Below are 25,301 nucleotides of genomic sequence, written 5' to 3' on the forward strand. Positions count from 1 at the left end.
GCTGTTAACTACAGATTTGTGTATGATACCTATGGTTCTGCCACAGCCTGGTAGTAACCACTTATTAGAGCTTGCGGGTCCATTAGAGGCTATGAAAGCCAACCGCCTCTAACAGCAGAACCTATTATAATGACGTATTCCAAAGCAAGAAATGAGGAACACTGTGAGCGCTCATCCTTCCCAACGCGTACAGATGGTCAAGCCTTCCCCAACTCTGGCTGTAACTGCCCGGGCTGCCGAACTTCGAGCTGCCGGCCATGATATTATTGGTCTGGGCGTAGGAGAGCCAGACTTTGATACGCCAGAGCCTATTAAAGAAGCGGCCTGCCAGGCGATTGCTGCCGGACAAACCAAATATACCGCAGTGGATGGTACTCCCGAACTTAAGAAAGCCGTTATTGAAAAGTTTAAACGGGATAATAACCTGGACTATAGCCCTGGCCAGATTCTGGTTTCCAGCGGTGGCAAGCAGAGCTTTTTCAATCTGGCATTAGCCCTTTTGGATAAGGGGGATGAGGTGATAATTCCCGCACCTTACTGGGTATCCTATCCCGATATGGTGGTGATCGCTGAGGGCGTGCCAGTTATTGTTGAAACAGACCTGAGTTCCCGTTTTAAACTCACTCCGGAACAGCTGGATGCCGCCATTAATGACAAAACCAAACTCGTGGTTTTGAACAGCCCTTCCAATCCCACCGGTACAGCATATACCCGTGGAGAGCTGGAAGCCCTGGGCAAAGTGCTTTTAAAGTACCCTCACGTTATGGTAGCCACGGATGATATGTACGAACATATTCTCTGGAGCCATGAACCCTTCTGCAATATCCTGATGGCCTGCCCTGAACTTTATGAAAGGACTATAGTTCTAAATGGTGTTTCCAAAGCCTATGCCATGACCGGCTGGCGTATTGGTTATGCTGGCGGACCCGAGTGGCTGATCAAGAATATGAAAAAAATTCAGTCACAGAGCACCTCCAATCCCTGCTCTATCGCCCAGGCTGCTGCCGCTGAGGCCCTTTCCGGCTCCCAGGATTGTGTCGCCATCATGTCAGAGGCATTCAAAAAACGCCATGACTATGTGGTTAAGCGGTTAAGACAGTTACCCGGTGTTGATGTTGTTGAAAGTGACGGCACATTTTATTCATTTCCTGATTTCAGGAAGGCCATGAAAAAAGGCGGTTTTGAAAAAGATACAGACTTTGCAGAGATGTTGCTGGAAAAAGGCGTGGCACTGGTACCCGGTTCTGCTTTCGGCGCAGAGGGCTATCTCCGCCTTTCCTTTGCCACCAGTGAAGATATTCTGGAAAAAGCGCTGGATCGACTGGAACAGGCCTTGGCTTAAATGACCTGAAGATAGCAGAATCAGGCGCTGATTCTGCTGCCCACTTGAAATCAACTTATCTCTTGACTCAACACTTCATGTGGGCAACATCATCAAAAATAGATCGGGTCTTTGTACGGAATCCGAAGGTGAATATCCCAGCCCGGATGATACATGGGATGAGACTGCCTTCCATGGCCGGTGGCTGTACAATTCTGGCAACTGCTCCCTCTGCGTTGCTCTACCTCTATACAGGCAGTCGCCTGTACAGGATGATAATAGCATTGAGTCTATTCAGGCTTTCGCAACAGCCTGTTAGAACCTATAGGATACAGCGAAATACGCAGTCTGGGAGTTATCCATTTTCCATTCACCAAGCTCCTCAAATTCAAATTTGTTTTTATGCATCAGATACCGATAACCCAGTTCAATATCGAAATCTCCGGCCTGACCTAAAATACCTGCCTGGATCCCATAAGCAAAGGCAGTATTTGACTTAGAGTCATCAGTTCCAGGCACTGTCTCAATTCGACCTGCAGCAGAGGCTTTCATTTCTTTTTTTACCTCAGCCCAGTTAACACCTAATGTGCCGCCTATAAACGGTTTAACAGGTATCCCCAAACCATCACCAATATCAAATAGGTAATCCCCAGAAACCGTCAACTGCCGATTTGTAATTTTAGACTCAAACTCTAAATCTCCATCTCCATCTCCACTTGATACATGAAGCAAATTCTTAGACTCACTACCACTAAGCTGGTTAAGATTGATATAAACCCTGACATTTTCATCAAGGTAAGCACCAAAGCGAATACCGTATTGAATAGGATTTTTATATTTAAATTCAGAATCTTTTTCTTTTATACCAAGTGCTCTGGTTCGATCGTCTTCAACAAAATCAGCAGACTTTACCTTAAGCCAGGTCTTCCCCAGTTCACCCCCAACAAAATATTTCACATCACCATCCATCCAATCCGCCATAACTGGCGCAGATAGACCGGTGACCAAAGTGATGGCGACTGCTGCAAGATACTTGCTCATAGTTACTCCTCTATATTTAGCAGCTGGTTACTCATAACAAGCGTGTTCTGCCGGTTGACACTCTATTTTCTGCTAGTTCTACAGGCTGAAAAACTAAATAGTTGTTTGAGCGCTAAAGTATAGACAAGACTTTAGAAGTCGCTTGAAAAATTAAAAATAAATAGAAGATAGGTTGAAGGCGGTATGCATCTTTAGTGCTCAGTCCCCCCTGAGCTTTTTAGAAAACTGCAACCGTTCATAGCTGCATACCGTTCGAATTCAATGTGGCCCTGGCCACCTTCAGGATTAAACATTGCCGGTTTGACTGGTATGACATTGCAATTCAAAGGATGCCATCAGCTCGGCAGGAGACAATGTTTCAAAGCGGGTAAAATCCTGGGATTGCCATTCCTGGCGGGAAACCTTTACGGAGTATAATGATTCATCTCCAGAATGCCTTATGGTTTGGCCTGATTTTTTGTAGCTGGAAAAAATAATAGTCTTGACAGGAAGAGTCCTGAAAACCTCGCCTACCAAGCGTAATCCAATGCCATAAATATAATGCCTGTAGTTTTCCTTTCTCTCGGAAATGCTCAAATATTTTGACGTTAAGCTGAAGTCTTTTGCTGAAATTTCACACTCCATAGCGGGCAGCTCATCAGGTTCTGACAGCCATGTATCCAGGCAAATAGTGTCCAGGTTATCATCCACAGTCACCTGCACTGCCAGCGGGAGGGGCCAGTCCAGCTGATCCAGTGTGTGCTGCAGGAACTCCAGAGCATTAGCAGTATTTGCCAGACGATTATCCCAAAACTGGCGTTGCCGATATTCATGGTGATCAACCTGACGTTGCCAGGCGATCTGTTGGCACCAATAACTATTTCTTAATTTGTTATTTTCAATTTCTATTGCACGAACCTTCCAGGGAAACAATCGATCAAACCAACCTACAGGCTGATAAAGGGGTTCTTCGGGTTCAGATAGCTGCAATGGTTCATAATATTTTTTCCAATCCAGAGGGGTGTCTGGTAATGGAGTACCCCGATAAATTGTCAACATCCGCAAAAGTAAATGATTGCAATGCTGACATACCAGGTTAAGCAGATGAAGCAGTTCTCTGAAGTAGTTCTGCCTGATCCACTCCTCTTTTTCAGGCTGAACTACCTGCCCTTGGTAGTCTTGTATTCTTAACTGGCAGTTATGATCCATTACAATATTCACACCGGGATCTAAAGAAGAAAGCCCTTTTATTTCATGTTTAAATTTATTGACAATACCATTAAAGAATTCCAACTCACCCACATCACCATTCAATGAAAGACCGGCTGCAAAATGAGTCTCTAAATCACCACTTAGTAAGAGTATAAGCTTGTCATAAATATCAAATTTACTATCATCTTCTTTACTGGAAAAATCGAGTTCAATAGCAGATTTCAGTTTAACTGTACGATGAAAGTTAACACCCATAACAACCAATCCATTCTTATATTAATCCCTTATATCATTATATTATTTTTACCCAACAGGATAATCAACCAGTTAACACCCTTTTTCAAAAAAACAGTGAAGACCATATAGCATCAACGCATTAAGTTATTATTAAACTAATCACAACTGATTATGTTGCATTATTAAATATGGGCAGGTGAATAGAAAATTCTGAGCCACTCTCTGGAGTACTTTTTAAATTGATAATCCCCCCCATTAACTCTATTAACCTTTTGCAAAGAGACAGCCCTGTTCCTGTACCACCATGAGCACGCCCCATGCCACCCTCCACCTGGAGAAATGACTCAAAAATAATAGTATGGTTTTCTTCATTAATACCAATACCGGTATCCTTAATCTTTATTACCCACTGCTGACAGGGTTCGTGATCAACACTAATAGATAGCCCTATACTGCCCTGATCTGTAAATTTTAAGGCATTATCCAGCAATCCATCCAAAACCTGTATTAAACGCACGGCATCCGTATCAATACTTGCCGGTATACCTTCACCCAGCTCAAAGTTAAACGCCAGGCCTTTTTCTGCTGCCTTCTCCCGATAGCGTGAAACCAGTGAGTCGGTAATATCCTCCAGAGGAACAGTACCCTGGTGAATTTGCAGGCGTCCTGCCACCAGCTCAGACATATCGAGAATGGCATTGATCAAAGCCAGTAAATCCTCTGTATTACTTTTAATCAATAGTAACGAGTCTTTCTGGGAAGGTGTGGGTTCTTCACTACCGGCCCCCTCAATCAGCAAGTCGGTTAGAATCATTAGTGCATTAAGCGGTGTCCTTAACTCATGGGAAATTGACGTCAGAAATTCGTCTTTATAGCGATTGCTCTTTTCCAGATCCCTGGTTTTTTCTGCCAGCTCCCGCTTCTGGATCATCAGCTCTTTTCGCGATTGCTCCAGCATCACATTCTGAAATTCCAGATTTTTTGTCCGTTCCTGAATAGTCTGCTCCTGACTATGAGACAGTTCAAGCAACTCCTGATTACGCTGAAACAGCTCCCTGGTTTTTTCCTCTGCAATCCATTCTGCTTGCTTCCGCGCTTCCTTTTGCCTTCGCAGCCGCCTCTTCAACCTTGCTATTTCATTCATATTTTATCCCTGGGAATAGTCAGTACAAATTCAGCGCCCTCCTGGTCAGGCGAACCTTCTGCCAGATAAATATCTCCCCCCAGCAGTTCTGCCCGTTTTTTACACAGAGCCAGCCCCATTCCCAAACCACCGTATTGCCGACAGGCACTGCCATCCCCCTGGCGAAAGGGTTCAAATATATAGCTCTGATGGGCTTCTGAAATGCCGATGCCACTGTCTTTCACTTTAAATAGCCACTGACCATCAGGAGCGTCCGTTACATTCAGTGTCAATTGAACCTTTCCTTTCTCGGTAAATTTAATGGCATTATCCAGCAAGTCCCCCAGGGCACGTCTCAATTGTACCGGATCGGTTTCAATACTATCGGGAACTTCACCCCCTATATCACAGGTTAACTCAAGCTTTTTATCGCTTGCAGGCTTTTGATATTTATTCAGCAGCTCACTTATTATTGCTGTAACTGCCACCGTCTCCCGACCTGCAGTGAGGCTACCTGCGGTCAGCTCTGACATATCAAGAATCGCCTTAATCAAGGCCAGTAATTGGTTTGCACTGCCTTTGATGTATGCCAGTAACTCTTTCTGGGAGTCTGTGGGTTTATCATCCCCCTCACCCTCCAGTAAAAGCTCGGTAAAACTGATTTGCGCATTTAAGGGTGTTCTCAGCTCATGGGATAAGTTCGCCAGAAATTCATCCTTATAGCGATGACTCTGCTCAAGCTGCTTTGTTCTTTTGGCCAAAAGCGCTTTTTGAGCCTTTAAAACCTCATTATTTTTAAATAGCTCCCGGGTTTTCTCTTCAGTAATCGCCTCTGCTGTTTTCCTGGCCTTTTTCTCCCGCTCCAGGCGCTTTCTAAGGCGCAATACCTCATTTTCATCCATAGGAGCTGTCCCTATTAGCTGCTATGCCTTACTAGCACAAACCTGGCTTCCGTTCCGGGCCCGGCACCCGGTAAATCTTCTCTATCACAGGTGGTATTTTCTTTAAAGTGAGCAATGCAACCATTGATCAACCCTTCTGCAAGGTCAGCAAATGGACGGGTTGAGCGATAATGCATGGTCATATGCTGATCATCAGGTCTTTCACAGATTAAGGTGGGGAGTTCCGCATCAGGATAGAGTTTTCTGACTTCCAGGTGGATATAGCCATCGACTTTCTCCAGAAAATCCATTGCATAATCAATCCCCTGGAAGAACTCTGCATGCATTTCCACAAACCGGGAAAACAAATAATCCCCAAAGGCTTTAACTAAAACTGAAGCGTCGGTTTTGGTAACCCTACTCAAATGCCCCACTAACTCGATAATTTCATCATGGTCATAGGTTCCCAGAGAAGTATAACTCCCCCCGGACTTGAGGTTTGCCGCATCAAGAATTTCATCCGCAACCTCTTCAGAAAACTGGGCCTCCACCATTTCCATCAATTCAGTAAACACGATTCCTTTCATAGTTCCCTCATCAACTATTCGTTATCCATACTGATCAAAACAGCCTGGCTTAATTAAAGATTATCGACACCTAACTGATCCAGATCATTTATCCGTGTTAATTTTTAAAATATCACTCCATTGCGTAGTATAACAAGGGCTTAATAATCACATCGCTATCTCTTGCCTCCAGAGACCGGTCAATAACAAACACCATGATTAGAATCCCCCTGGATCTGAACAAAGAATGTCGCTGCCGGGTGCTGGATCAACCACTCATCAAGGGAAAGAGTATCCTGCAGATAATCTGCCGCAGGACTGGTAAATCCACAGGCGGCAGGACTCTGGTAGAAAGGGAGTGAATGGGCGGAAGCCCTGGAATCCATGATCTTCAAGGTCATGAGCTGATATTAAAATACTGTATTTATATACAGTCTATAACGTAGATCGTTTTCACGGTTTTTCCCAAAAAAAAACCAGCAACGAGTTGCTGGTTTTCTGGAGAGGTTGATTAACTATTACTTAAATGAAATTTTAGACCTATTCTTCTCAATCAGAGAAGCCCCTACATACTTAACCTTATCCAAATCATCAACGGACTTGAACCGGCCATGCTCTTCACGGTAATTGACAATTTCCTGGGCAATCCTTCGCCCAACACCATCAAGCCGCTCATCTAGCTCCTGTACAGAAGCATGGTTTATATTGACAGAGTCTTTAGTGGCAGACTTACCGGCAAAAGCCAGCATAGGGAGAGAAAGAACCAGGGGAGCTAATAGAGCAACAATATTTTTATTCATGACCGATTACTCCTTGTATTACATGAATATCCATTGTGTTAGTCCGACGCCTTTCAATGATTGATACTGTTCATATGAAAGGCTTACTTCTAGGTTTAGATCAGGCGGCCAGTCTATTCAATCCTTTTCTACAGATAATTATGCTCTAAACAATATGTTATTATTCATGAAACTTATTAAAACCAAACGCCCCCCTTCAGACCAACAAAAATCACTGAACCGAAGATATTGTTTTCTCTGCATTATTTGAAACGGGGTAAAGCCAGTCCACCACAACCGATGTTGGGTGATAGCCATTCACATAACGCAATAAAAGATCCCGGGTTTGCTTATAATCATGCCCGTGAAGGGAGTCAAAAACCTGATCCAGTGCCAAACACAGCTCCTGCCAACCTAACATCTCCTCTTTTGCCTGGAAGATACGGGGATGATTAGTCTTGTTAATAGCACCCCCAATCAGTAATTCTTCATACAGTTTTTCCCCCGGACGAAGACCGGTATACACAATTTCAATATCCCCCTCCGGGTTATTGTCTCCCTTAATGCTCATCCCGGATAAAGACACCATTTTCTCAGCAAGGTCTGCAATCTTAACAGGCTCCCCCATATCCAGCACAAACACCTCCCCGCCACTGGCCTGGGCTCCAGCCTGAATAACCAGCTGGGCCGCTTCCGGGATTGTCATAAAATAGCGGCAGATATCAGGGTGAGTGACAGTAACAGGACCACCGTTCTTTATCTGCTCACGAAACACAGGAATAACAGAACCACTGGAACCCAGAACATTACCAAAACGCACCATGGTAAAACAGGTATGATTACTAACGGGGCTGACACGTTCTGATAAAAACCTGTCCGCATGGTAAAAATCAATGCGCTTTTCTTGGCTGAGCCCCTGAAGCACCATTTCCGCCAGACGCTTGGAAGCCCCCATAACATTCGATGGCCTGACCGCCTTATCAGTGGACACCAGCACAAAGCGCTCCACCCTGGCCAGAATGGCAGCCTGTGCTGTATACAGCGTCCCCATAACATTATTACGAATACCCTGAGACAAATTATATTCAACCAGGGGTACATGCTTATAGGCAGCGGTATGATAGACCGTATTAACCCGGTATTCGTTCATGATATCCAGTAAACGTTCAGGGTCGTTCACGGAACCAAGAACGGGTATAACATCAGCATTAAGCTGTTGCACGGCCAGTGTTTTTTTCAATTCCTGATCAATGCTATACAGTGCATACTCCGACACCTCAAATAAAATCAGCTTGTTGACATGATTATGAACAATCTGACGACATAGCTCTGAGCCAATAGAGCCGCCAGCCCCGGTCACAAGAACCACCTTATTTTTGACACACTTCTCAAGAAGTTCCGGCACAGGCGATACCTGCTCCCGTCCCAGTAAATCCCCAATATCAACATCCTGAACTTCCTGCACGTTTAAACGACCGCTGGCGATATCAGAAAGACTGGGCATAGTACGGATGGGTAAACCATACTGCTCAAGGTTCTGGATAATTTCTTTTTTCCGGGCGCGTGAAGCCGAGGGAATTGCCAATAAAATTTCTTCAATCGACTGGTAAACCAATACCCTGGGCAAGCTTTCCATACTGTAAACACGAATGCCAGAAATCAACCGGTTATGTAGCTGGTCATTCTCATCAATAAAAGCAACCGGACGATACTCCTTACGCTCTTTCAGCGCATTCAATAACTGCTGGCCTGCCTGCCCAGCACCGATAATCACAACAAGCCTTTGCCCTCTGGTATACACCTTTGACTTATGTCCTAAAGCTAACTGGCATAGCGCTAAAAGGGAATAACCCGATAAAATACCTCGTATGATAAATCGCACCCCAATAATCAACACCATCGTCAAAAAAAGAAAAATCAAAGGCACAGATCGGGGTACAGCAGCAGAATCCCCCATAAAAAAATTAGCCGAAAATAAAAGGCAACAGGCAACAAGGCAGCCTTTACCCAAAGCTAAGATGGCATGATGATCAATATACCTGACAACAATATGATAGAGACCAAACGCTAAAAACACAGGTACAGATATAAAAGGAACAAGCCAAAAAAGCGTTGAAAAATCATGTATTATATTTAATGCCTTACTCGGTAGTAATCGAATATAAAAGGATAAAAAAAGACAACTCCAAAAAACTAGAACATCGCCTCCAATCATAATCCCCCATTTATATAAGCGGGGAAGCCTGAATATAAACTTTTCCATAAGTGTATAGTTAATTCCCGATACTTTATATTTAAAACAGGCCAAACAGAAGCAGCAAATAATTCATCCAGACAAGTTCTCAACGTACTTGATCTCCCTGACCATGTCCTGTCACCGTCATCAAAATATACCTGAAATAATCCTGGATAGTTAAGGTTTCAATCATCTGCCTATCCGTTTCAGCCAACAATTCAGGAGTCGACATATCAATACCGTTAACCTGTGCCAGCCCTGTTACACCAGGCAATACACCATAAACGCCAAGGGCATCCCTGGCTGCAATCAACTCTTCCTGATTAAAAAGATTGGGCCTGGGACCTACCAGACTCATATCGCCTTTTAGGACATTCCAGAGTTGAGGCAACTCATCCAGTTTTGTCTTTCTCAAGAAATGCCCTAATGAAGTGATTGAAGACGATGAAGCCAGGTGACTGGCAACAGACTCTGTACCCACCTTCATAGTTCGGAACTTAACCAGTGTAAACGACTTTTTGTTTCGGCCGACACGTTCCTGCAAAAAAAGAGGTGAACCCGTATCAAACCAGCCAATAAAATAAAGCAGCAACAGGATTGGAAAACCTAATAATAATCCAGTCAAAGCAAATAAAAAATCAACAATTCGAAGCATAAAAATACTTAATCACAACAATATTTTCTTTTTTTATTCTTTAAAAAATCAGCCCCTGTTTGCTTGAGTGCCTCATCAGCAGTAACAGGAGGAATCCAACCAAGCAGACTTCTTGCTTTAGATATATCAATCGATAAAGAGCCATAAAGCTGTTGATATAATTTTTTCTTACCAGTAATTGCAGCTACTAACTTTATAATAAATTCAGGTAATTGAAACAAAGCAACACTATGCTCCATTCCCAACGACAAAAAAGTTACCAATTCAGAGGTGGAAATAGATTGATCATCGCTTATTAAAAAAGTCTCACCGGCTGCGGCAGGATGATCTATGCATGTAGAAATAAAGTCTGTCAAATTATCCAAAGCCACAAAGCTTCGTTCATTATTTACCCGAGCAAATGGAAGAGGTAAATGTAAGCTAACTAATTTTAGTAATCTTCGGAAATTACCAGGTGCATTTGCACCATACACCAAAGGCGGACGAATGATAACAACCTCAATTCCTGATTCCTTTTCAATCTCCCTCAAACCAGACTCTGCTTCATGTTTGGAAAGAGCGTAAAGACTTTTAGGGTGTTTTTCACTCTGTTCTGTAAACTGTCCAGTAGTGCTTTCTCCATTAACACCAATAGAACTGATAAATACAAACCGTTTAACTCCTGCACTTACTGCTTGTCGAGCCAAGTTTAATGTACCATCTACATTGGCCCTAAAAAAGGCCTCTCTGGGATCCAAGGATTTTTCATTTAAAACATGAACTCTTGCAGCCAGATGCACAACGCAATCGATTCCACTTAGTACAGAGCGCCAGTCTGTTTTATTATCGATACTACCAACAGCTGAATATCCACTCCGCTCACTTCGGCTAACCCGAATTAAATCGCAGCCCTTTTTATCAAGAAGTTCACAAACAGCATGTCCAATAAAACCTGTTGCTCCTGTGATACACACTGTTTTGATCATCTTTCACCTCTCTCAATTACGATTTTTTTTCAAGATAATTGTCCATATAACCATATTTAAGGGTATTTTTACAGGCACAGAACCTCTTTAAGATATTGCATTACGCCGTAAACTATACAACACCATATTAGAGATAGCATTTTCACGTACCAATTAAAAGATAGACACATTAATAGGTAACATTATTCCCTAAATAACACTTTTTTCAGATTTTCTAAGTAACAAATCATTAACCGCCTATTAACCACCCATTGTTAAGTTTTAGAAAACCAGAAAATATAGCAACTTTCCTGACACAATTAGTATAAACAATTCTTATAATAACAACTTATATTCATTGACCATTAAAAATAACATCTTCAAACTCACAAGCTAATTTTTCATAAGATCTATTTTCAAACAACCATTCTTTTCCTTTCTGACCAATAGCGCTACGCTCTTCACCGCTTAAAGCAGCGTAATATTTAATTTCAGACACAAGAGCTAACACATCACCAGCAGGAACAAAGCTACCACAGCCAGACTCGTTTATCATTGATTTAAACCCTGTATAAGAGGCAATAATAGGCTTACCTGATGACATGTAATCAATCAATTTATTAAGAGACTGTCCATAATTCCATACTTTAGAAGGGTATGCTGAAAAACAAACAATATCACATTCGTTTAATACTGACTGAACACTATTTTTATTAACTTTTGGTGCAAAAACTAGATTATTTAGATTGCCATATAATTTGATATAACGCTCTCTCAGTGGTCCATCCCCAACAATAATAAACTCAATATCCTTATTACCCTCCAAGTGTTTTGCTGCTTCAAAAAAAACGTCTAGAGCATTAGTAATACCAATAGTACCGGCATAAACAATTTTAACCTTATCGCTTGATAAATAAGTGTCTTTATAGCCTTTTTCCAATGAAATAATACTTCTATAATTATTAACATCAACACCCATAGGTATACAATATACAGGCTTCTCATAACCCAATATATTATTCACATGCTCTAAAAGATTTGGCATTGTACCAATAATTACATCAGCATGCTTATACCCTAGTTTCTCAACCAAAGCTAGTAGAATAATCAGTGGATTCCTTCTACTAAACCCACCTTCTTCAACAAGAGTAAGAGGCCATATGTCTCTTATTTCAAATACAAGTGAGCATTTAAACTTCCTTTTAATTAAAAACCCATTTAAAATAGTAAGTAGTGATATACTTGATACAACTACAACATCTGGAGGGTTTAGAATTTTTTTATCCAGTTTAAAAAGCTGCCACTCAAAATGAAACCAACTCAGCACTCTTAATAATGATTTCGCAATAGTATATTTTAACGTTCTTAGCCAAACCACTTGAACGCCATCAACATCATCAATTTTAAACGAATTATCAAGAACTGGGGTTTCTGCCAAAACATTAGAGTCAGAAGTAATCACCGTGGCATTATAACCTCGCTTTACCAACTCATATAAAAGACACCAACCTCTCCCTCCATTTGAACCTTTATTTTTTTGTTCAAAGTATTTTGATATATACCAGACTGTTTTCATAATAAAGACTTAAAATTATTACTGATAATGGTAATTCAAACAGCATCCATAAGAAAACCTATTAGAAATAACCACCCATTCCATCAAGTATTAATAATGCTATATTAAACAAGATGCGCTACTTTAAAAAAACCACTTTATATAATAAAATAAAACAATAATCATACCCATACTCAAAACCCCAGGTCAAGAAAATCTAAACAAGTTCTTTAAAAAACCTCTCGTTTTCTTTTTGATATTTTAAGTTAATCAACTTCTTACTATCTTCGCTATATAACCTTGGAACTGAATTAACAACCTTAATAACCTCAGAAAAATCCATACCTAGAGTATCTAGATACCAACGTATATTTTCATATCTAGGTTTATTTTCATCCATTACAAATCTTAAAGCTTCTTGTCGACTTATGTTTCCTTCACGAACTTGATTACTACGAAAAGTATCATGCTCTGAAAACCCGGCAACAAGATAATATATGTAATTATAAAATGCTGCCGTACCATCACCAATACGCCAAGTGGTATTTGTGTCTACAGCCGTCTCCCAGCCATACTGATAAATTAAGGTTTCATCAATTAATCTTTCATCCCATTGCCAATAATCAAAAACATGGTAGTAATCTTTTTTCTCTGTAAAACTTCGATAGTACTCACCTGAAAGAGTATCCCAAAGGGATAGGTTAAAATAACTAGGATTTTCTAGCATAGCCTTAAATCTTAATTTTTGATAATCAATTTGTTTTTTCCAGCCATTCATATAAACTTTTTCTTCACCAAAGTCAGGTGGAACCCCCAAAAATCCTGCCTTAAAATGAGTAATCTCGAGAGGATTTATTCCCCATAAGTTTAAATTAACACCTACCTGTTTTTTTATTTTTTCTACATATTTAAAAAAATGCTTATCTCCTGCCGTTAAAACACTAATCATACCCAGATGAGGGGATTTAAGCCATGCTTTAAGATTTTTTTTAATATTTCTACGCTTCTTCTCGATATCTGCTGCAATAATAATATTTTCAACACCCAGCTCAGAGCACATACGACTAATATTTCTACGACCGAGATCAGTTACCATTCCCCAATCATAAGTATAAGTTACCGGCTTCAAATTTAATTCTTTTGTAATAAGGTGCAAAGCATAGCAGCTATCCCTTCCTCCTGAAAAAGGCACGATACAATCAGTTTTATCCTTTTTACGATAGGACTCTAACAGAGAAAACATCTCTTCCTTCGGTCTAGGCCTGTTTCTTGGCACATAGTGATGGCAATAATTACAAATACCATCATGATCAAATTTTATAAAAGGCATTGTTTCGGGAAGAATACATCTAGAGCAACGTTTAAGTGAATGCACAGGATACTGAAGCATCTTCTTTTCTGAGATACTATCATTAAAAGAGGGAATTAAATTGCGAGATCGACCAGACTGCTGTGATACTATAATTTTTCTTGATGCCGGTATATCAAATATTAATTCTTTCTTTTTAACCTGTCTAATATTATCACAATTTAACTTTTTTAATGGATAATATTCGGAAGCAAAATATATAGAACTCTTAACCTCACCAAAGTATAGACTACCATTATTTGATAAAAGAATAACTTTTCCTATATTAGGTACAGCAATCGCACAAGATATAATTCCTTTACAATAAGAAAATATTTTTTTTGAAACACCTTCAATACTCTTATTCTCCTTGACATGATTTTCAGTAATAGCAGCAATCACCTCAGTATCAATTTTAAGATGGCGATTAAACCCTGTTTTACACCAAACTTCTTTATCATTTACAACAATACCATTATGAATAACAATAATTCCAGACCGTGATACTGGCTGATTATCTGTAAGACCATTAGTAATAAGTCTACTATGCCCCATCACAACTGAGGATTTTACGGGATTAACCTTCGATAAAAGTTTATTTATATCAAAATCAGCCTTATTTATTTTATAACCATATTCAGGTTGATAATAAAGCAACCCACTAGAGTCTCTTCCACGTTGACGAGAATGATTAGCTAAAAACTTTAACTGCTTATATTTTATAGCTTTATCCGAGATAATTCCAAATATTCCACACATAAATAGCCTATATCAACTATTTCCGCATTATTATGCGAAAATAGTCGTTTATATTAAGAAAAGGTAGAAAAAATAATAAATCCCACTAAAAATATACCACTAGTTAATATAACAAAGTAGCACCTTAAAAATAGAATACTATTCTTGAGTATTTAGTGCATTTTTACCAGTGATGAGTCATCAAAGGAAGTAACATTAATTTATTCAATGCCATAAATAAAAACATAAAATAGTCCTAGATAAATAAGCAGAGAAAAAGCATAAATTGAGAAAGAAAAACAATCCAGGCTTGATGGCAAAGAAAATCAGTTTTAAACTATTTAACTAATGAGCTGATGCCTTCCATGTATGACTACGGTAACTTTATGGAGGTAAGAAACCATACAGATTAATACAATTTAATAGTAAAACCTAACTTCATCACTTCTTTGTAGCTAATCGTCGATACTTATTCTTGATAAAAAGCTACTTATTATCTGAATCATATCATACTCTTCAATCTTATTATAAGAGCTTTTCAGCATCTTACTATCAACTCACCAATATTAGCTAGTCAATTCATGCTGGTATATTTTTTTCAGCTTTTCTTCCTGAGCTTTCCAGCTATACCGTTCAAGTGAAGAAGTTGTAAAATCAACAGTCACATTACCTCTAATGTAGTTATCAATTGCTATTTTTATACTCTTAACATCTAACCTACAGGTTATACCCAACTTATAACGATCAATGATATATTTAACATCAGGTATATCTGAGGCTAAAATAGGAATACCAGAAAAAATATATTCGAATAATTTATTGGGTAAACAATAATAATCACTTAGCGACACATTCTCAATAAGGCACAACCCAGCATCAGCCGTGCTCGCAATAGGAACAACATCTTCATGTGCTACAGATTCATGAATATAAATATTATCAAAATTTTCAGAACAACATTGAAGGTCATCTATAAGCTCTCCATAACCTAAAAAAACAACAGAGGCATTAATGGTACTATCTTTAAAAACCTCTAGAATTTTTTCAATACCTCTACCTTGACAAAATATACCAATATAAATAAATATTTTATGGTTATCTGGTATTCTATATTTATTTCTTAAATAGTTACTATCAATTTTTTTACGCTCTTCTTTCAAAAATGGTGAATTAAAAACAATAGTTGATGGTTTCTGACCAACATTTTCGCTATACCAATTTTCAATTGAAGGGCTAACCACAATCAAATGATCAACAAAACGCCAAAGTTTTCTTTCAATAAACAAGGTTGCCTTTCCCAGCATTTGAGAAAGTCCATTACGATCCGACTCAAGCTCATGAGCATCATATATAATAAATGACTTTTTAAATATTTTACTTAACACGGCAACAGGCAATACCACAATATCATGACAATGAATAATTATTGGCCGTTTTTTTACAATTTTAGGCAACATTCTTAATATTAACTCAAGTAAAACACATAAGTGTCGTATAAATTTTGGTAGTATTCTCAATTTTTTTGATAACAAGTTAATATTTTCAGTTGTAAACTTATAGTTTTCCCCTGAATATTCTGCCCCTTCATCAAACTCAATTCCAATACCTAAAAGATCAATATCTTTATCATAAACTGCATTCATTTCTTTAAGAATACGTGAATCACAATCAATATTTGTATGTGTTAAATGCAATACACAAGCTTTATTATTCATGCACCCTCTCAATATCGAACAAAAAATAGAAACCCAACTAAAAGCTTTGCTTGAGAATTAATAAAAAATCATAAGAATAAGTCAAGTAAAGTCAGAACCACTTGTAAAGTAATTCGTGTAATGTCCCCTAAGGAGGCTATAGTAAAATGTCTACACACATCATTTGCTCCTGACATTTATCTTCTGCTTCTTGATTCCTAATATATTTACGCAGTAACCTCTAGCCCGAATATAATCTTGTATCCCATATCCTTCAACCAACTTCCCCTCCCTGTTGAATATATCCTGTTAACAACATAGTTCACTCAATATTTTCCCAATATCTCAACGCAGTGCTACATAATATATATCTTAATTCAATATTTCGGAACAATAACAGCCTGTAATATTTACAATAATGCTTTACGTGAGTTAACTTTGCCAATCTGACATGGATCCTCCAAAGAAATTGCCGGTTAAAAAGAGGTTTATTTTCCTACTTTGCACACCATTTCAGCAGGGTCTATTCGAGTCTAAGTGCCAGATGCAGTGATTTACCATGACTTAATTAAAGGAATTATAGAACCTACCTTTTAGGCAGCCAGATAATAGCAAAATCACTAAAAATAAAAAAGTAACAATTATCAAATAGAAATCAAAAATAAAGCCAAACAAACCAGTAACACTCAAATCTTTATAATGCAGCAGACACCACACATAAAATCCAACCTTTAAAGAACTATCTGCCAGCAGTGAAAATAGATAATCTAAAATATATAAAAATACCCCAATAAAAAAAGAAAAAATAACTATTCCTAAAAAGCCAAAATTGGCATAAAGCTCGCCCCAAAATACTGTAGGCATTGTTCCTATTACACCACTATCAATATGATATGGATAAACCCAATTCATAACCTCAATTGTTAAATTATATGGCTCATAGGGAAAAATCATTCCAGGGTTAGGAAAACTCTTTCCATAAAGATACTCATGCTCAGAAGGAAAATATTCCAGGTAATGGTATGCTGGCTGAATAGATCCTGCAAAAGCTCTCGACATTACAGAAATAATAGAGTCAACAATATTAGAAGCGCCCATAAAGAACATATAGAATATTGCCAGAATTAAGATCAACATGAAAGAAAGGGCAATAAGGTGCTTAATTGGATATTTAGAATCATATATTAGTATTATGTATACTAAAAACAATCCAATCAACAAATAAGCAAAAGGAGCCTTCTCAGTAGTCATGATAGCAATAAAACTGCTCAACAAAAAACTAAATAAAAAAGAAACTTTATACCTGTGATTTTTATTTATTACAAACAATGAAAATAATGAAAAAGTAACGATATTACCAAAATCACGCATTATAACTTTATACCAATGATAATTTTCAAAGCCGTTACTCATTAAACTTCTTGCCACTTGTGACTTACTTAACCCTTCTTTAAAAGCTACAACTAAAGCCACATCATCAACCTTATTTAAATAAATAAAAAGAATAAAAAATACAAACACCAATGAAAATACAAGCATTTTAAATTCACTAGTACCAAGCCGCATGCCTGAAAAAAAAACAAAAACTTTCCTATGGCTAATAACTTGCTTTGCAACCAACCCACCCAAATACACAAGAAATATTGTTACTATTGAGAAAGAATAGACCTTCAATATAATTTCTTTATTATCAACACCTGAATCTAGACGATATTGATCCCACCCCATGTACAAAGGTAGTATACCTAAATATGAGTACATAAATAGTGATAAAATAACAAACTGAAGAATTCGAACATTTAAAACAGAAAACCCTGTAACTTTCATTAAGATTAACAAAGTTATGGGAAATAAAAAGAAAGCTGCTAAAAAAAGAAAATCAATCACAATAAAATCTGTTCAAATAAATCCTTCAACTTTTTATTATGAAGATTAGAGTTATGCCATAATAAATTAAAATGCCCACTAACTTTCTTGCATTTATCCTTAAGCTGAGTAAGCTTCTTATTAGTTTCTTCTGATACTCCAAGACCTAAATACATATTATCCAATATCGTACACTCCATCACAATTAAAGGACGAATTCGCACGGATAGCCTTTTCTGCATCTCTGGATCAAATGCCAGGTATTCATGACAAGTTCCACATCTAAAGCCTGGACGATCAGCATAACCTAGGGTTGAGTCGTAATCCATACCTGCCAAGTCCCAGGCACGCAAAGTTATAGGGTGTTGCCAGCGAAGATAATGCATTCTTCCACCCCACTTCTTTTGAAAAACACCTTCTTCCTTGCATATTTTTTTTAGATATTCAGCTTCTTTCTTAATTAACTCAGGTTTTTGGTAAGTTAAATAGCTTGGATGAAGTCCAATCTCATGACCTCGAGAATGAATATGACGTATTAAATTTCTAATTGCAGGATGGTCTATATGGTAATCACCATCATAATTTTCATGAGTTTTCCCACTAATAAAGTAAAAAGCACTTTGCAACCCATTTTTCTCTGATACATCCATTATCCATTCAAATGTATTAAAAGAGTCAGCTCTATGCAGGCTATTATTTGTTAAAAGTTTATTATAAGGTGCTCTAATAAAAGATTTTAAATCATACTGTTTTAAAAGATAGGATGCCATTACACGATAAATAGCACGCCATGATTTAAATCCATGAAAACTTGGAGCATCTACATCATGGGAAATATTAATACAATATTCATGCTCTTTAAGCCTTAAACTAGGCCAAACACGCACTATAACCTGTCCTAATATATCAAGCCATTCATCTACAAGAGGCCTTTCGAGATAACCATTCTTGAAAGCATGCGAGGAGGTTGCAGGGAAACGATTATGATGATCAAGATCAGTACGATTAACTTCTTCCATTCGAGACAACATCCAGTACGTCAGACCAAGTATATCATAATGAATATATGCTCCTTCTTTAGTAAACTCTATTAAAGGCATTTGTAAATTAATACTGGATGGAGCAGGTAAAAAATCACTTATAAGTGAATAATACTCATCGGCTGGAATACGCCAAAACATACAAGGAAAGTCAGAACTAGATTTATGAAAAACCGGATCCAGGCAGTCAAAAGATACTAAAAGATTACTTCCCTTCAGACTTAAAACAATAAGTTCACTCCCTTTATACGTCAAAGTGAATGAGTGCCCAAAACGATTTTCAATCAGCGATTCTAACCATCTCAATGCTTCAAAAGAAAATTTTCTTATGCTCAAGATAACTTAACCTTTGATAGAGCGTATAAATTTTAATGTTTTTGCAAGTCTGGATGGCGTATGACTTACATGATTATACGGAGTCTGAGTAGCTCCAAAAGCTCTAAAAAAACGCTCTACTTCCTCAATCATGGAACCTTCAAAGTCAAAACACTCAGTCACCTTAGAAGAATATTTTATTGCTTCCCACATACATAAACTAGTAGCGCCACTATTGCGCAATTCAGGATCGCCTCCTCCCATCAAATAATAAGCACTATTAGAATCCCAAATTATATATACACCAGCATGTTGTCTTCCTTGTGAATCTTCGGCAATAAATATCTTACGTGCTTGTTTCTGAGATGCTGCTTTGTCAATTCTTTCAACAAAAGCCCTTGTATATGGAAGACTCTTACCCTGACGAAGGAATACTTTTTCATTTAATTTTAAAAAGTCTGTAACACAAGCATCAGACCTTACGATCAATCCTTCTCTTTTTTCAGCCTTTCTAATATCTCTCCGTATATTTTCTCTAAATGACTGCCAAATAAGATCCAATTCATCAATATTTTTTAAACGATAAGTATATCGTGTGGTTTGCTCAAATCCTTTCCAATAAAAAGGAAGCCAGTTAGTAATATTCGGACTCCAATTCTGAGAGAAGCTAGCATAATCAGGTAGCTGGCAAATCAAAGCATTCATTAGAGCTTTTTCACGAGCTAGTTGTTTTGTATATTTAATATTTGTTGATCTTATCCACGGTCCTAAATTCTGAGTGAGTTGTGGTTGTGATAAAATATTAAACCCATATTTTTTTCTAAGAGTATAAGGTAATGTTGCTTCTATTTGGCCATTTTTACTAATTATTACCACATCCCATTGCTTTTCTGCTACTGCATCTAGCCACCAAGCTTGGGAAAATATAGGTATACTCGACTCTCTACCACATAGCTCCTTATATCTTTCTTGATTTCTCATTTCTTAATTTCTTATCTTTATATTGATAATTCTTAAAACTCATATTTTGAAGATGCTTCTCTCAAAATTATTTGCCGCATCCTTTCTATGCTTCTGATATCATCTTTGACAAACTCTGGTAATTGCCCAACTTTAGCATCAAATTTCAGCCAGCCTATAAGCTCATTTACTATATCATTAGATAAATGTGCAAAATTTAACTCTTTAAAATTATTGCTATATAGTATTTGAAGATCATCTTTTATCTGTCTCTCCAAATAAAAAACCTGAGCCATACACATATCAACCTCATCAAGCTGTAACAGATCACGATAATTCTTTGGCTTTATACTCCACCATTCACCTGTAGCAATATTATTTTTCACTCTGGCATTTATAATAGAATTTACCGTAAATATAGAATCTCTTTTTATAAAAATAAATTTTGCATTAGGAAAAGCCCTTTTTAATAGCCTTAACCTCTGGCCGGCATTAAGATTTTTAAATACGATAGGCCTCATATGATAGTTAGATATAGCTAGAATCTCATCCCTGATTTCACTAACTACTTTCTCACATATATCATCCTCAGCAATAAAATGCTGATCTAATGGTAACCAGCGATACCAGAAATCACCACACTCACTCGGTGCATGCATACCATACTTGGTGGTCCGACCATGATCTGCCTTAAAATTATTATGCGGTTTAATTCCAAAAACTTTCCGGCTTAGCCAGATACCAAAGAACAAGTTTCTATAAAATCTATGCGCCAAATTATCTATATACAAAACATCTGCCACATTTGTTAATACTTGATAAAGAATAGTAGACCCTGTTCTTGGTGCCCCGATGATAAAAACCGGTTGGTATTTAACTACCCCCTTGGAGTATTTTTTTATAAGTAATTTCTCAACCGGTCGAACTACTAAAAAAAACACTCTCAACAATAATTCTATTATTTTTTCAATCAAGAAATCAATTTTAAAACACTTAACATTCATCATTAATTGACTGATATATTGAAAAAAGAAAAGAAAAATAAAAAACAATCTGGCAAATCACCAGCAATATTAATAACTTAAAAAATTCAAACTCCATCAAACCAGAAATCATATATACACCACTAACGATTAAAAGAAAAATTATATTAAATATAAGTCCTTTTTTATTCGCTCCAATAATGCTATTAGATACAGTTAATGGTGCAACAATAAACCTGATAAAAAATAATGGAACAAGAATTTTGCAATACTCACCTGCAACAACCCAGTCTTCACCAAAAACAACTCTAAATAAATCTTCAGCTATAAAATATATAGCTGTAAATGGCAATACACTAATAAGTATTAACTTTTTGAGGGTCTCTAAGAATATTTTTTTTATATTTCCAACTTTTTTACGCGATGAACTAGCCATTTCAAAGTACACTTGACTTATTGTTCCTCCAATAATTGTCATGGGTACTTCAAGGACGCGTTGGACTAAAGAATACATCCCAAGAGTTGTCACATTATAAAATATTGAAATAAAAACTCCATGTAAATTAAGCGAAAGTGTATTTGCCAAGCCTGCGGCTAGCGAGTATTTCGGAAATTTACTATATTTTACTGAAACATATTTTAATTCACTAATTAAAATTCTGGTTTTTCTAACTGCCCCCTTAAACATTAAGCAAGCAAACATACTGGAAAAAACGTAACCTAATATTAATCCCGCCCCACCACCTTTTATCAGACCCACACCCAACTGAAAACTTGATAAAACGATAGATCTTATAATATTAGCTTGCGAAATTCTCTTATATTCTCTTAGCCTGGTATTCATATAATTTAATACATTAAACAAAGAAATTATCCATATAGAAACAGGTGACAAATATAACCATGGAGCAATTTCTTTATTACCTAAAATTATTGCTATATCTTCACTGTAGAAGAAAACAACTACCAACAGGATAATAGATAGAAATGATGATATCACCATTCCTAACACTGCAACAGTATATGCCTCATCTTCCTCCTCTGGCAGCATAATAGCCATCTCATACCGCGCATTAGCTACAGAAGCAAATATTGTGGTTATAGAAGCAAATAGTGCCAAAATCCCGAAATCTTCAGGTGTATAAATTCTTGTGAGAACAGGACTAATGGCGATAGGTATCATCTGGGCAATTGTTGTGCCCGTCATTAGCGTTAAAATATTTTTATTGAAAGAACTTAATGAATTAAGTCTATTTATTATCATTTCACCAACTATTTTTTATACCACTATTTACTACTACACCGAAACCCTACAATCAATAAAGTTGCAACTCAACTATTTTTTATTTTTAGAGTACTGTCAGATAGTAACTTCTCTAATAATATAAATACTCTCTACTTCAAGTTACTACGATTGAGTTATTCGATAATATTTATCATTAATTTTATTTCATTATAAAAAACCAACAGCATTTCAACTAATGCCTTACTCGGAAAAAATAAAATACTCTTAATCATCTCCACTCAACAAATCAATCATTAATCGTTGGAAAAATATAGCCTTTAATCTTTTCTTTCATCAATTTTACATAATGCAAACTTCCTACCTCGTTTAAATGATGACCATTAAAATAGCTCATTTTTCCATTCAACCGGAACTTTCTTTTCAAGTTTATATAGTGTTATTATGCTGCCAGCAATAAACTCAGGGATTTTAGCATAAAGAGCATAATAACTTTCTTGAACATTCCCTCTAACGTGCAAATAGAACTCTGTTATTACTAAAAAACCAATATCACTAGAGGTAAAAATAACTTAAACTTATCTAAAGGAAGCAACAACAATGCCAACAAATCCTCAGGCAACATTTTTGAATTATAGTGATAAATAATAGCCGCTAAAACACTAAGAGCTCTTAAGCCTTGAATATCATTACGGTATAAAGCATTCAAATACATTCAATAATAAAATTTAATGATAATTAAAATATATTTAATGTGAGTTTTTAAGTTATTAGGGAAATATCATTTAACAAGGTTTTGATTATTAAATTTTGACTCTCAAGCGTTATACTAGGATAAAATGGCAGGCTAATAACACGACTTGCCAAATATTCACTCACAGGAAAAATACTGGCCATTTCTGCTACTGCTGGCTGGCGATTCAGTGGTATAGGATAGTGAATCACTGTTGGTAGACCTGCTTTTTGTAAGCTAAGCTGAAGCTCCTCTCTATTTTCCACTTGAATAGTATACTGTGCATAAACAGAGGTGCTATTATTTTCTATAAATGGTGTAATAATATTATTACACGATAGTAAGTTACTATAACGCTCCGCTGCGTTTGCCCTTTGTAAGATTTCCTGATCAAATATTTGCAATTTTGCTAATAATACTGCTGCTTGAATGGTATCCAGCCGACTATTTATACCAACCCTAACATGGTGATAGCGACGATCTTGTCCATGGCGTGCTATCTGCCTTAAAGCAATTGCTAGCCCTTCATCATTAGTAAAAATAGCCCCACCATCACCATAACAACCCAACGGTTTAGAAGGGAAAAAGCTGGTACAACCAATGGTTGTTAGTCCGCAGGAACGTTTACCTTTATAGGTGGCTCCAAAACTTTGGGCCCCATCTTCAATCACCGGAATATTATATTTATTTGCAATGGTATTGATCACATCAAAATCTGCACACTGCCCATAGAGGGAAACAGGAATAATTGCCTTAGTTCGCTCAGTAATGGCTTCTTCCAGCAGCGATGGGTCAAGATTATAACTTCTTCGATCAACATCAATATAAACAGGCTTTGCCCCTAGTAATGCAGTCGTTTCTGCTGTTGCAATATAGGAAAATGCTGGTGTAATCACCTCATCACCAGGTTGAACACCCAGGGCCATCAAAGCAATCTGTAATGCATCCGTTCCATTGCCAACAGTGATGCAGTTTTTTACACCCACATAATCAGCTAGTTTTTCTTCTAGCTCGGCAACTTCGGGTCCAAGAATATATTTGCCATGCTCTAAAACAACTTTAATGCGCCGATCGATATCATCCTCAATCTGATGATATTGAGACTTCAAATCAATAAATTGCATATCAATTTACCCTGTTAAATCATCATATTTCAAAGTTAACTACTTTTGTTTTCCAATTATGAAAATCTAACATAACTTTTTCTTTCTCAATGATACAAAGACTACTATTTTTAAAGGGCCTATCAATTGGAGCACTAATAACCTCAGAACCATCCTTTATCTTTTCAAGAACACTCTTTAAGGCATCTATTTGAGTTTTATATATTTTTTCTTTAACTCCCCCTTCATCATCATTAATATTTATTTCAGTATCATAAAAAGATAAAATCCTGCCAGCATCAACCTTATGATCAATAAAATGAGCTGTCACTCCTGGCTTAACATTCCTCTTTATCATCCAGTAAAAAGAATCTAGTCCACTTGTAGCTGGTATCAAACCAGGATGAAAATTAATCACTCCTTTTTCAAAAATATCAATGATGTTTTTTTTTAATATTCTAGCACCAGAGATTATAGCTATACTTTTACATTTGGCTTCTGACAGAAACTTTTTTATACCATCCACATTATCATGAGCTAATTTAATGTAATTAAATCGATACTCACTACAAATTCTTTCAGTTCCATTATCAGCACATAAAACTTCTTCCCCACTTTCTAGATCAAGTTTTGGTGCTGCAACAACAGAAACATTAATAAAACCCTTCTTATATAAAATATTCAAAAAATCAGTTGTTTTTCTATGATTAAAACTATAAGCAAAAACAGCTATTGGTATATTATTCATT

General features: G+C 37.2%; 21 protein-coding genes. 1 reads left to right on the forward strand and 20 read right to left on the reverse strand.

Going from position 1 to position 25,301, the window contains the following annotated elements; all coding sequences use genetic code 11:
• The first annotated feature begins 193 nt into the window (after nt 1–193).
• Entirely contained in the window at nt 194–1,342 is a 1,149-nt protein-coding gene (locus MJ595_RS18785; RefSeq protein ID WP_263079597.1) for a pyridoxal phosphate-dependent aminotransferase, read from the forward strand.
• Nucleotides 1,343–1,636: 294 nt separating this feature from the next.
• Here the strand turns inward: MJ595_RS18785 and MJ595_RS18790 are convergent, their stop codons facing one another.
• The 20 genes from MJ595_RS18790 to MJ595_RS18885 all read right to left on the reverse strand — a co-directional run bounded on the left by MJ595_RS18790 (nt 1,637) and on the right by MJ595_RS18885 (nt 25,300).
• Nucleotides 1,637–2,362: an outer membrane beta-barrel protein gene (locus MJ595_RS18790; RefSeq protein ID WP_263079599.1), complete on the reverse strand. Its 726-nt coding sequence runs from the start codon at nt 2,360–2,362 to the stop codon at nt 1,637–1,639.
• A gap of 285 nt (nt 2,363–2,647) precedes the next feature.
• Nucleotides 2,648–3,808: a hypothetical protein gene (locus MJ595_RS18795; protein ID WP_263079600.1), complete on the reverse strand. Its 1,161-nt coding sequence runs from the start codon at nt 3,806–3,808 to the stop codon at nt 2,648–2,650.
• 151 nt (nt 3,809–3,959) lie between these two features.
• A complete protein-coding gene (locus tag MJ595_RS18800; RefSeq protein ID WP_263079602.1) occupies nt 3,960–4,934 on the reverse strand; it encodes an ATP-binding protein in 975 nt (324 codons plus the stop codon).
• Complete coding sequence (locus MJ595_RS18805; RefSeq protein ID WP_263079603.1) at nt 4,931–5,815, reverse strand: HAMP domain-containing histidine kinase; 885 nt, start codon at nt 5,813–5,815, stop codon at nt 4,931–4,933. The genes MJ595_RS18800 and MJ595_RS18805 overlap by 4 nt, the downstream gene beginning before the upstream one ends.
• A 14-nt stretch (nt 5,816–5,829) precedes the next feature.
• Nucleotides 5,830–6,381 (reverse strand): heme NO-binding domain-containing protein, encoded by a 552-nt coding sequence (locus tag MJ595_RS18810; RefSeq protein ID WP_263079604.1) that lies wholly within the window; start codon nt 6,379–6,381, stop codon nt 5,830–5,832.
• A 179-nt stretch (nt 6,382–6,560) separates the two neighbouring features.
• A complete protein-coding gene (locus MJ595_RS18815) occupies nt 6,561–6,761 on the reverse strand; it encodes a hypothetical protein (RefSeq protein WP_263079605.1) in 201 nt (66 codons plus the stop codon).
• A gap of 117 nt (nt 6,762–6,878) precedes the next feature.
• Nucleotides 6,879–7,160, reverse strand: a complete 282-nt coding sequence (locus MJ595_RS18820) for a ComEA family DNA-binding protein (protein WP_263079606.1) — start codon at nt 7,158–7,160, stop codon at nt 6,879–6,881.
• Between the two features lie 211 nt (nt 7,161–7,371).
• Complete coding sequence (locus tag MJ595_RS18825; RefSeq protein ID WP_263322545.1) at nt 7,372–9,354, reverse strand: polysaccharide biosynthesis protein; 1,983 nt, start codon at nt 9,352–9,354, stop codon at nt 7,372–7,374.
• Between the two features lie 127 nt (nt 9,355–9,481).
• Nucleotides 9,482–10,030 (reverse strand): sugar transferase, encoded by a 549-nt coding sequence (locus tag MJ595_RS18830; protein WP_263079607.1) that lies wholly within the window; start codon nt 10,028–10,030, stop codon nt 9,482–9,484.
• 8 nt (nt 10,031–10,038) lie between these two features.
• Complete coding sequence (locus MJ595_RS18835; RefSeq protein ID WP_263079608.1) at nt 10,039–10,995, reverse strand: NAD-dependent epimerase/dehydratase family protein; 957 nt, start codon at nt 10,993–10,995, stop codon at nt 10,039–10,041.
• Nucleotides 10,996–11,329: 334 nt separating this feature from the next.
• Complete coding sequence (locus tag MJ595_RS18840) at nt 11,330–12,550, reverse strand: glycosyltransferase family 4 protein (RefSeq protein WP_263079609.1); 1,221 nt, start codon at nt 12,548–12,550, stop codon at nt 11,330–11,332.
• 196 nt (nt 12,551–12,746) lie between these two features.
• Nucleotides 12,747–14,636, reverse strand: a complete 1,890-nt coding sequence (locus tag MJ595_RS18845) for a hypothetical protein (RefSeq protein ID WP_263079610.1) — start codon at nt 14,634–14,636, stop codon at nt 12,747–12,749.
• 545 nt (nt 14,637–15,181) lie between these two features.
• Nucleotides 15,182–16,330 carry a hypothetical protein gene (locus MJ595_RS18850; protein ID WP_263079611.1) on the reverse strand — a complete coding sequence of 383 codons (1,149 nt, stop codon included), beginning with the start codon at nt 16,328–16,330 and terminating at the stop codon, nt 15,182–15,184.
• 543 nt (nt 16,331–16,873) lie between these two features.
• Nucleotides 16,874–18,196 carry an oligosaccharide repeat unit polymerase gene (locus MJ595_RS18855; RefSeq protein ID WP_263079612.1) on the reverse strand — a complete coding sequence of 441 codons (1,323 nt, stop codon included), beginning with the start codon at nt 18,194–18,196 and terminating at the stop codon, nt 16,874–16,876.
• Nucleotides 18,193–19,551, reverse strand: coding sequence for a polysaccharide deacetylase family protein (locus tag MJ595_RS18860; RefSeq protein ID WP_263079613.1), 1,359 nt, complete (start codon nt 19,549–19,551; stop codon nt 18,193–18,195). Before MJ595_RS18860 ends, MJ595_RS18855 begins: the two co-directional genes overlap by 4 nt.
• Before the next feature lie 6 nt (nt 19,552–19,557).
• Nucleotides 19,558–20,511, reverse strand: coding sequence for a GNAT family N-acetyltransferase (locus MJ595_RS18865; protein ID WP_263079615.1), 954 nt, complete (start codon nt 20,509–20,511; stop codon nt 19,558–19,560).
• A gap of 32 nt (nt 20,512–20,543) precedes the next feature.
• Nucleotides 20,544–21,497, reverse strand: a complete 954-nt coding sequence (locus MJ595_RS18870; protein WP_263079616.1) for a sulfotransferase — start codon at nt 21,495–21,497, stop codon at nt 20,544–20,546.
• A complete protein-coding gene (locus MJ595_RS18875) occupies nt 21,484–22,737 on the reverse strand; it encodes an oligosaccharide flippase family protein (protein WP_263079617.1) in 1,254 nt (417 codons plus the stop codon). Before MJ595_RS18875 ends, MJ595_RS18870 begins: the two co-directional genes overlap by 14 nt.
• A 741-nt stretch (nt 22,738–23,478) precedes the next feature.
• Entirely contained in the window at nt 23,479–24,573 is a 1,095-nt protein-coding gene (locus MJ595_RS18880) for a DegT/DnrJ/EryC1/StrS family aminotransferase (protein WP_263079618.1), read from the reverse strand.
• A 22-nt stretch (nt 24,574–24,595) separates the two neighbouring features.
• A complete protein-coding gene (locus tag MJ595_RS18885) occupies nt 24,596–25,300 on the reverse strand; it encodes a formyltransferase family protein (RefSeq protein WP_263079619.1) in 705 nt (234 codons plus the stop codon).
• Between the last annotated feature and the right edge of the window lies 1 nt (nt 25,301).

It is taken from the genome of Endozoicomonas sp. Mp262 (genome assembly GCF_025643335.1).
GTDB lineage: Bacteria > Pseudomonadota > Gammaproteobacteria > Pseudomonadales > Endozoicomonadaceae > Endonucleibacter.

What these genes read in the sequence shown, in the direction of transcription:
- MJ595_RS18785 (WP_263079597.1), top strand. Translation starts at nt 194, where the DNA reads ATGGTCAAGCCTTCCCCAACTCTGGCTGTAACTGCCCGGGCTGCCGAA.
- MJ595_RS18790 (WP_263079599.1), bottom strand. Translation starts at nt 2,362, where the DNA reads ATGAGCAAGTATCTTGCAGCAGTCGCCATCACTTTGGTCACCGGTCTA.
- MJ595_RS18795 (WP_263079600.1), bottom strand. Translation starts at nt 3,808, where the DNA reads ATGGGTGTTAACTTTCATCGTACAGTTAAACTGAAATCTGCTATTGAA.
- MJ595_RS18800 (WP_263079602.1), bottom strand. Translation starts at nt 4,934, where the DNA reads ATGAATGAAATAGCAAGGTTGAAGAGGCGGCTGCGAAGGCAAAAGGAA.
- MJ595_RS18805 (WP_263079603.1), bottom strand. Translation starts at nt 5,815, where the DNA reads ATGGATGAAAATGAGGTATTGCGCCTTAGAAAGCGCCTGGAGCGGGAG.
- MJ595_RS18810 (WP_263079604.1), bottom strand. Translation starts at nt 6,381, where the DNA reads ATGAAAGGAATCGTGTTTACTGAATTGATGGAAATGGTGGAGGCCCAG.
- MJ595_RS18815 (WP_263079605.1), bottom strand. Translation starts at nt 6,761, where the DNA reads ATGACCTTGAAGATCATGGATTCCAGGGCTTCCGCCCATTCACTCCCT.
- MJ595_RS18820 (WP_263079606.1), bottom strand. Translation starts at nt 7,160, where the DNA reads ATGAATAAAAATATTGTTGCTCTATTAGCTCCCCTGGTTCTTTCTCTC.
- MJ595_RS18825 (WP_263322545.1), bottom strand. Translation starts at nt 9,354, where the DNA reads ATGATTGGAGGCGATGTTCTAGTTTTTTGGAGTTGTCTTTTTTTATCC.
- MJ595_RS18830 (WP_263079607.1), bottom strand. Translation starts at nt 10,030, where the DNA reads ATGCTTCGAATTGTTGATTTTTTATTTGCTTTGACTGGATTATTATTA.
- MJ595_RS18835 (WP_263079608.1), bottom strand. Translation starts at nt 10,995, where the DNA reads ATGATCAAAACAGTGTGTATCACAGGAGCAACAGGTTTTATTGGACAT.
- MJ595_RS18840 (WP_263079609.1), bottom strand. Translation starts at nt 12,550, where the DNA reads ATGAAAACAGTCTGGTATATATCAAAATACTTTGAACAAAAAAATAAA.
- MJ595_RS18845 (WP_263079610.1), bottom strand. Translation starts at nt 14,636, where the DNA reads ATGTGTGGAATATTTGGAATTATCTCGGATAAAGCTATAAAATATAAG.
- MJ595_RS18850 (WP_263079611.1), bottom strand. Translation starts at nt 16,330, where the DNA reads ATGAATAATAAAGCTTGTGTATTGCATTTAACACATACAAATATTGAT.
- MJ595_RS18865 (WP_263079615.1), bottom strand. Translation starts at nt 20,511, where the DNA reads ATGAGAAATCAAGAAAGATATAAGGAGCTATGTGGTAGAGAGTCGAGT.
- MJ595_RS18870 (WP_263079616.1), bottom strand. Translation starts at nt 21,497, where the DNA reads ATGATGAATGTTAAGTGTTTTAAAATTGATTTCTTGATTGAAAAAATA.
- MJ595_RS18875 (WP_263079617.1), bottom strand. Translation starts at nt 22,737, where the DNA reads ATGATAATAAATAGACTTAATTCATTAAGTTCTTTCAATAAAAATATT.
- MJ595_RS18880 (WP_263079618.1), bottom strand. Translation starts at nt 24,573, where the DNA reads ATGCAATTTATTGATTTGAAGTCTCAATATCATCAGATTGAGGATGAT.
- MJ595_RS18885 (WP_263079619.1), bottom strand. Translation starts at nt 25,300, where the DNA reads ATGAATAATATACCAATAGCTGTTTTTGCTTATAGTTTTAATCATAGA.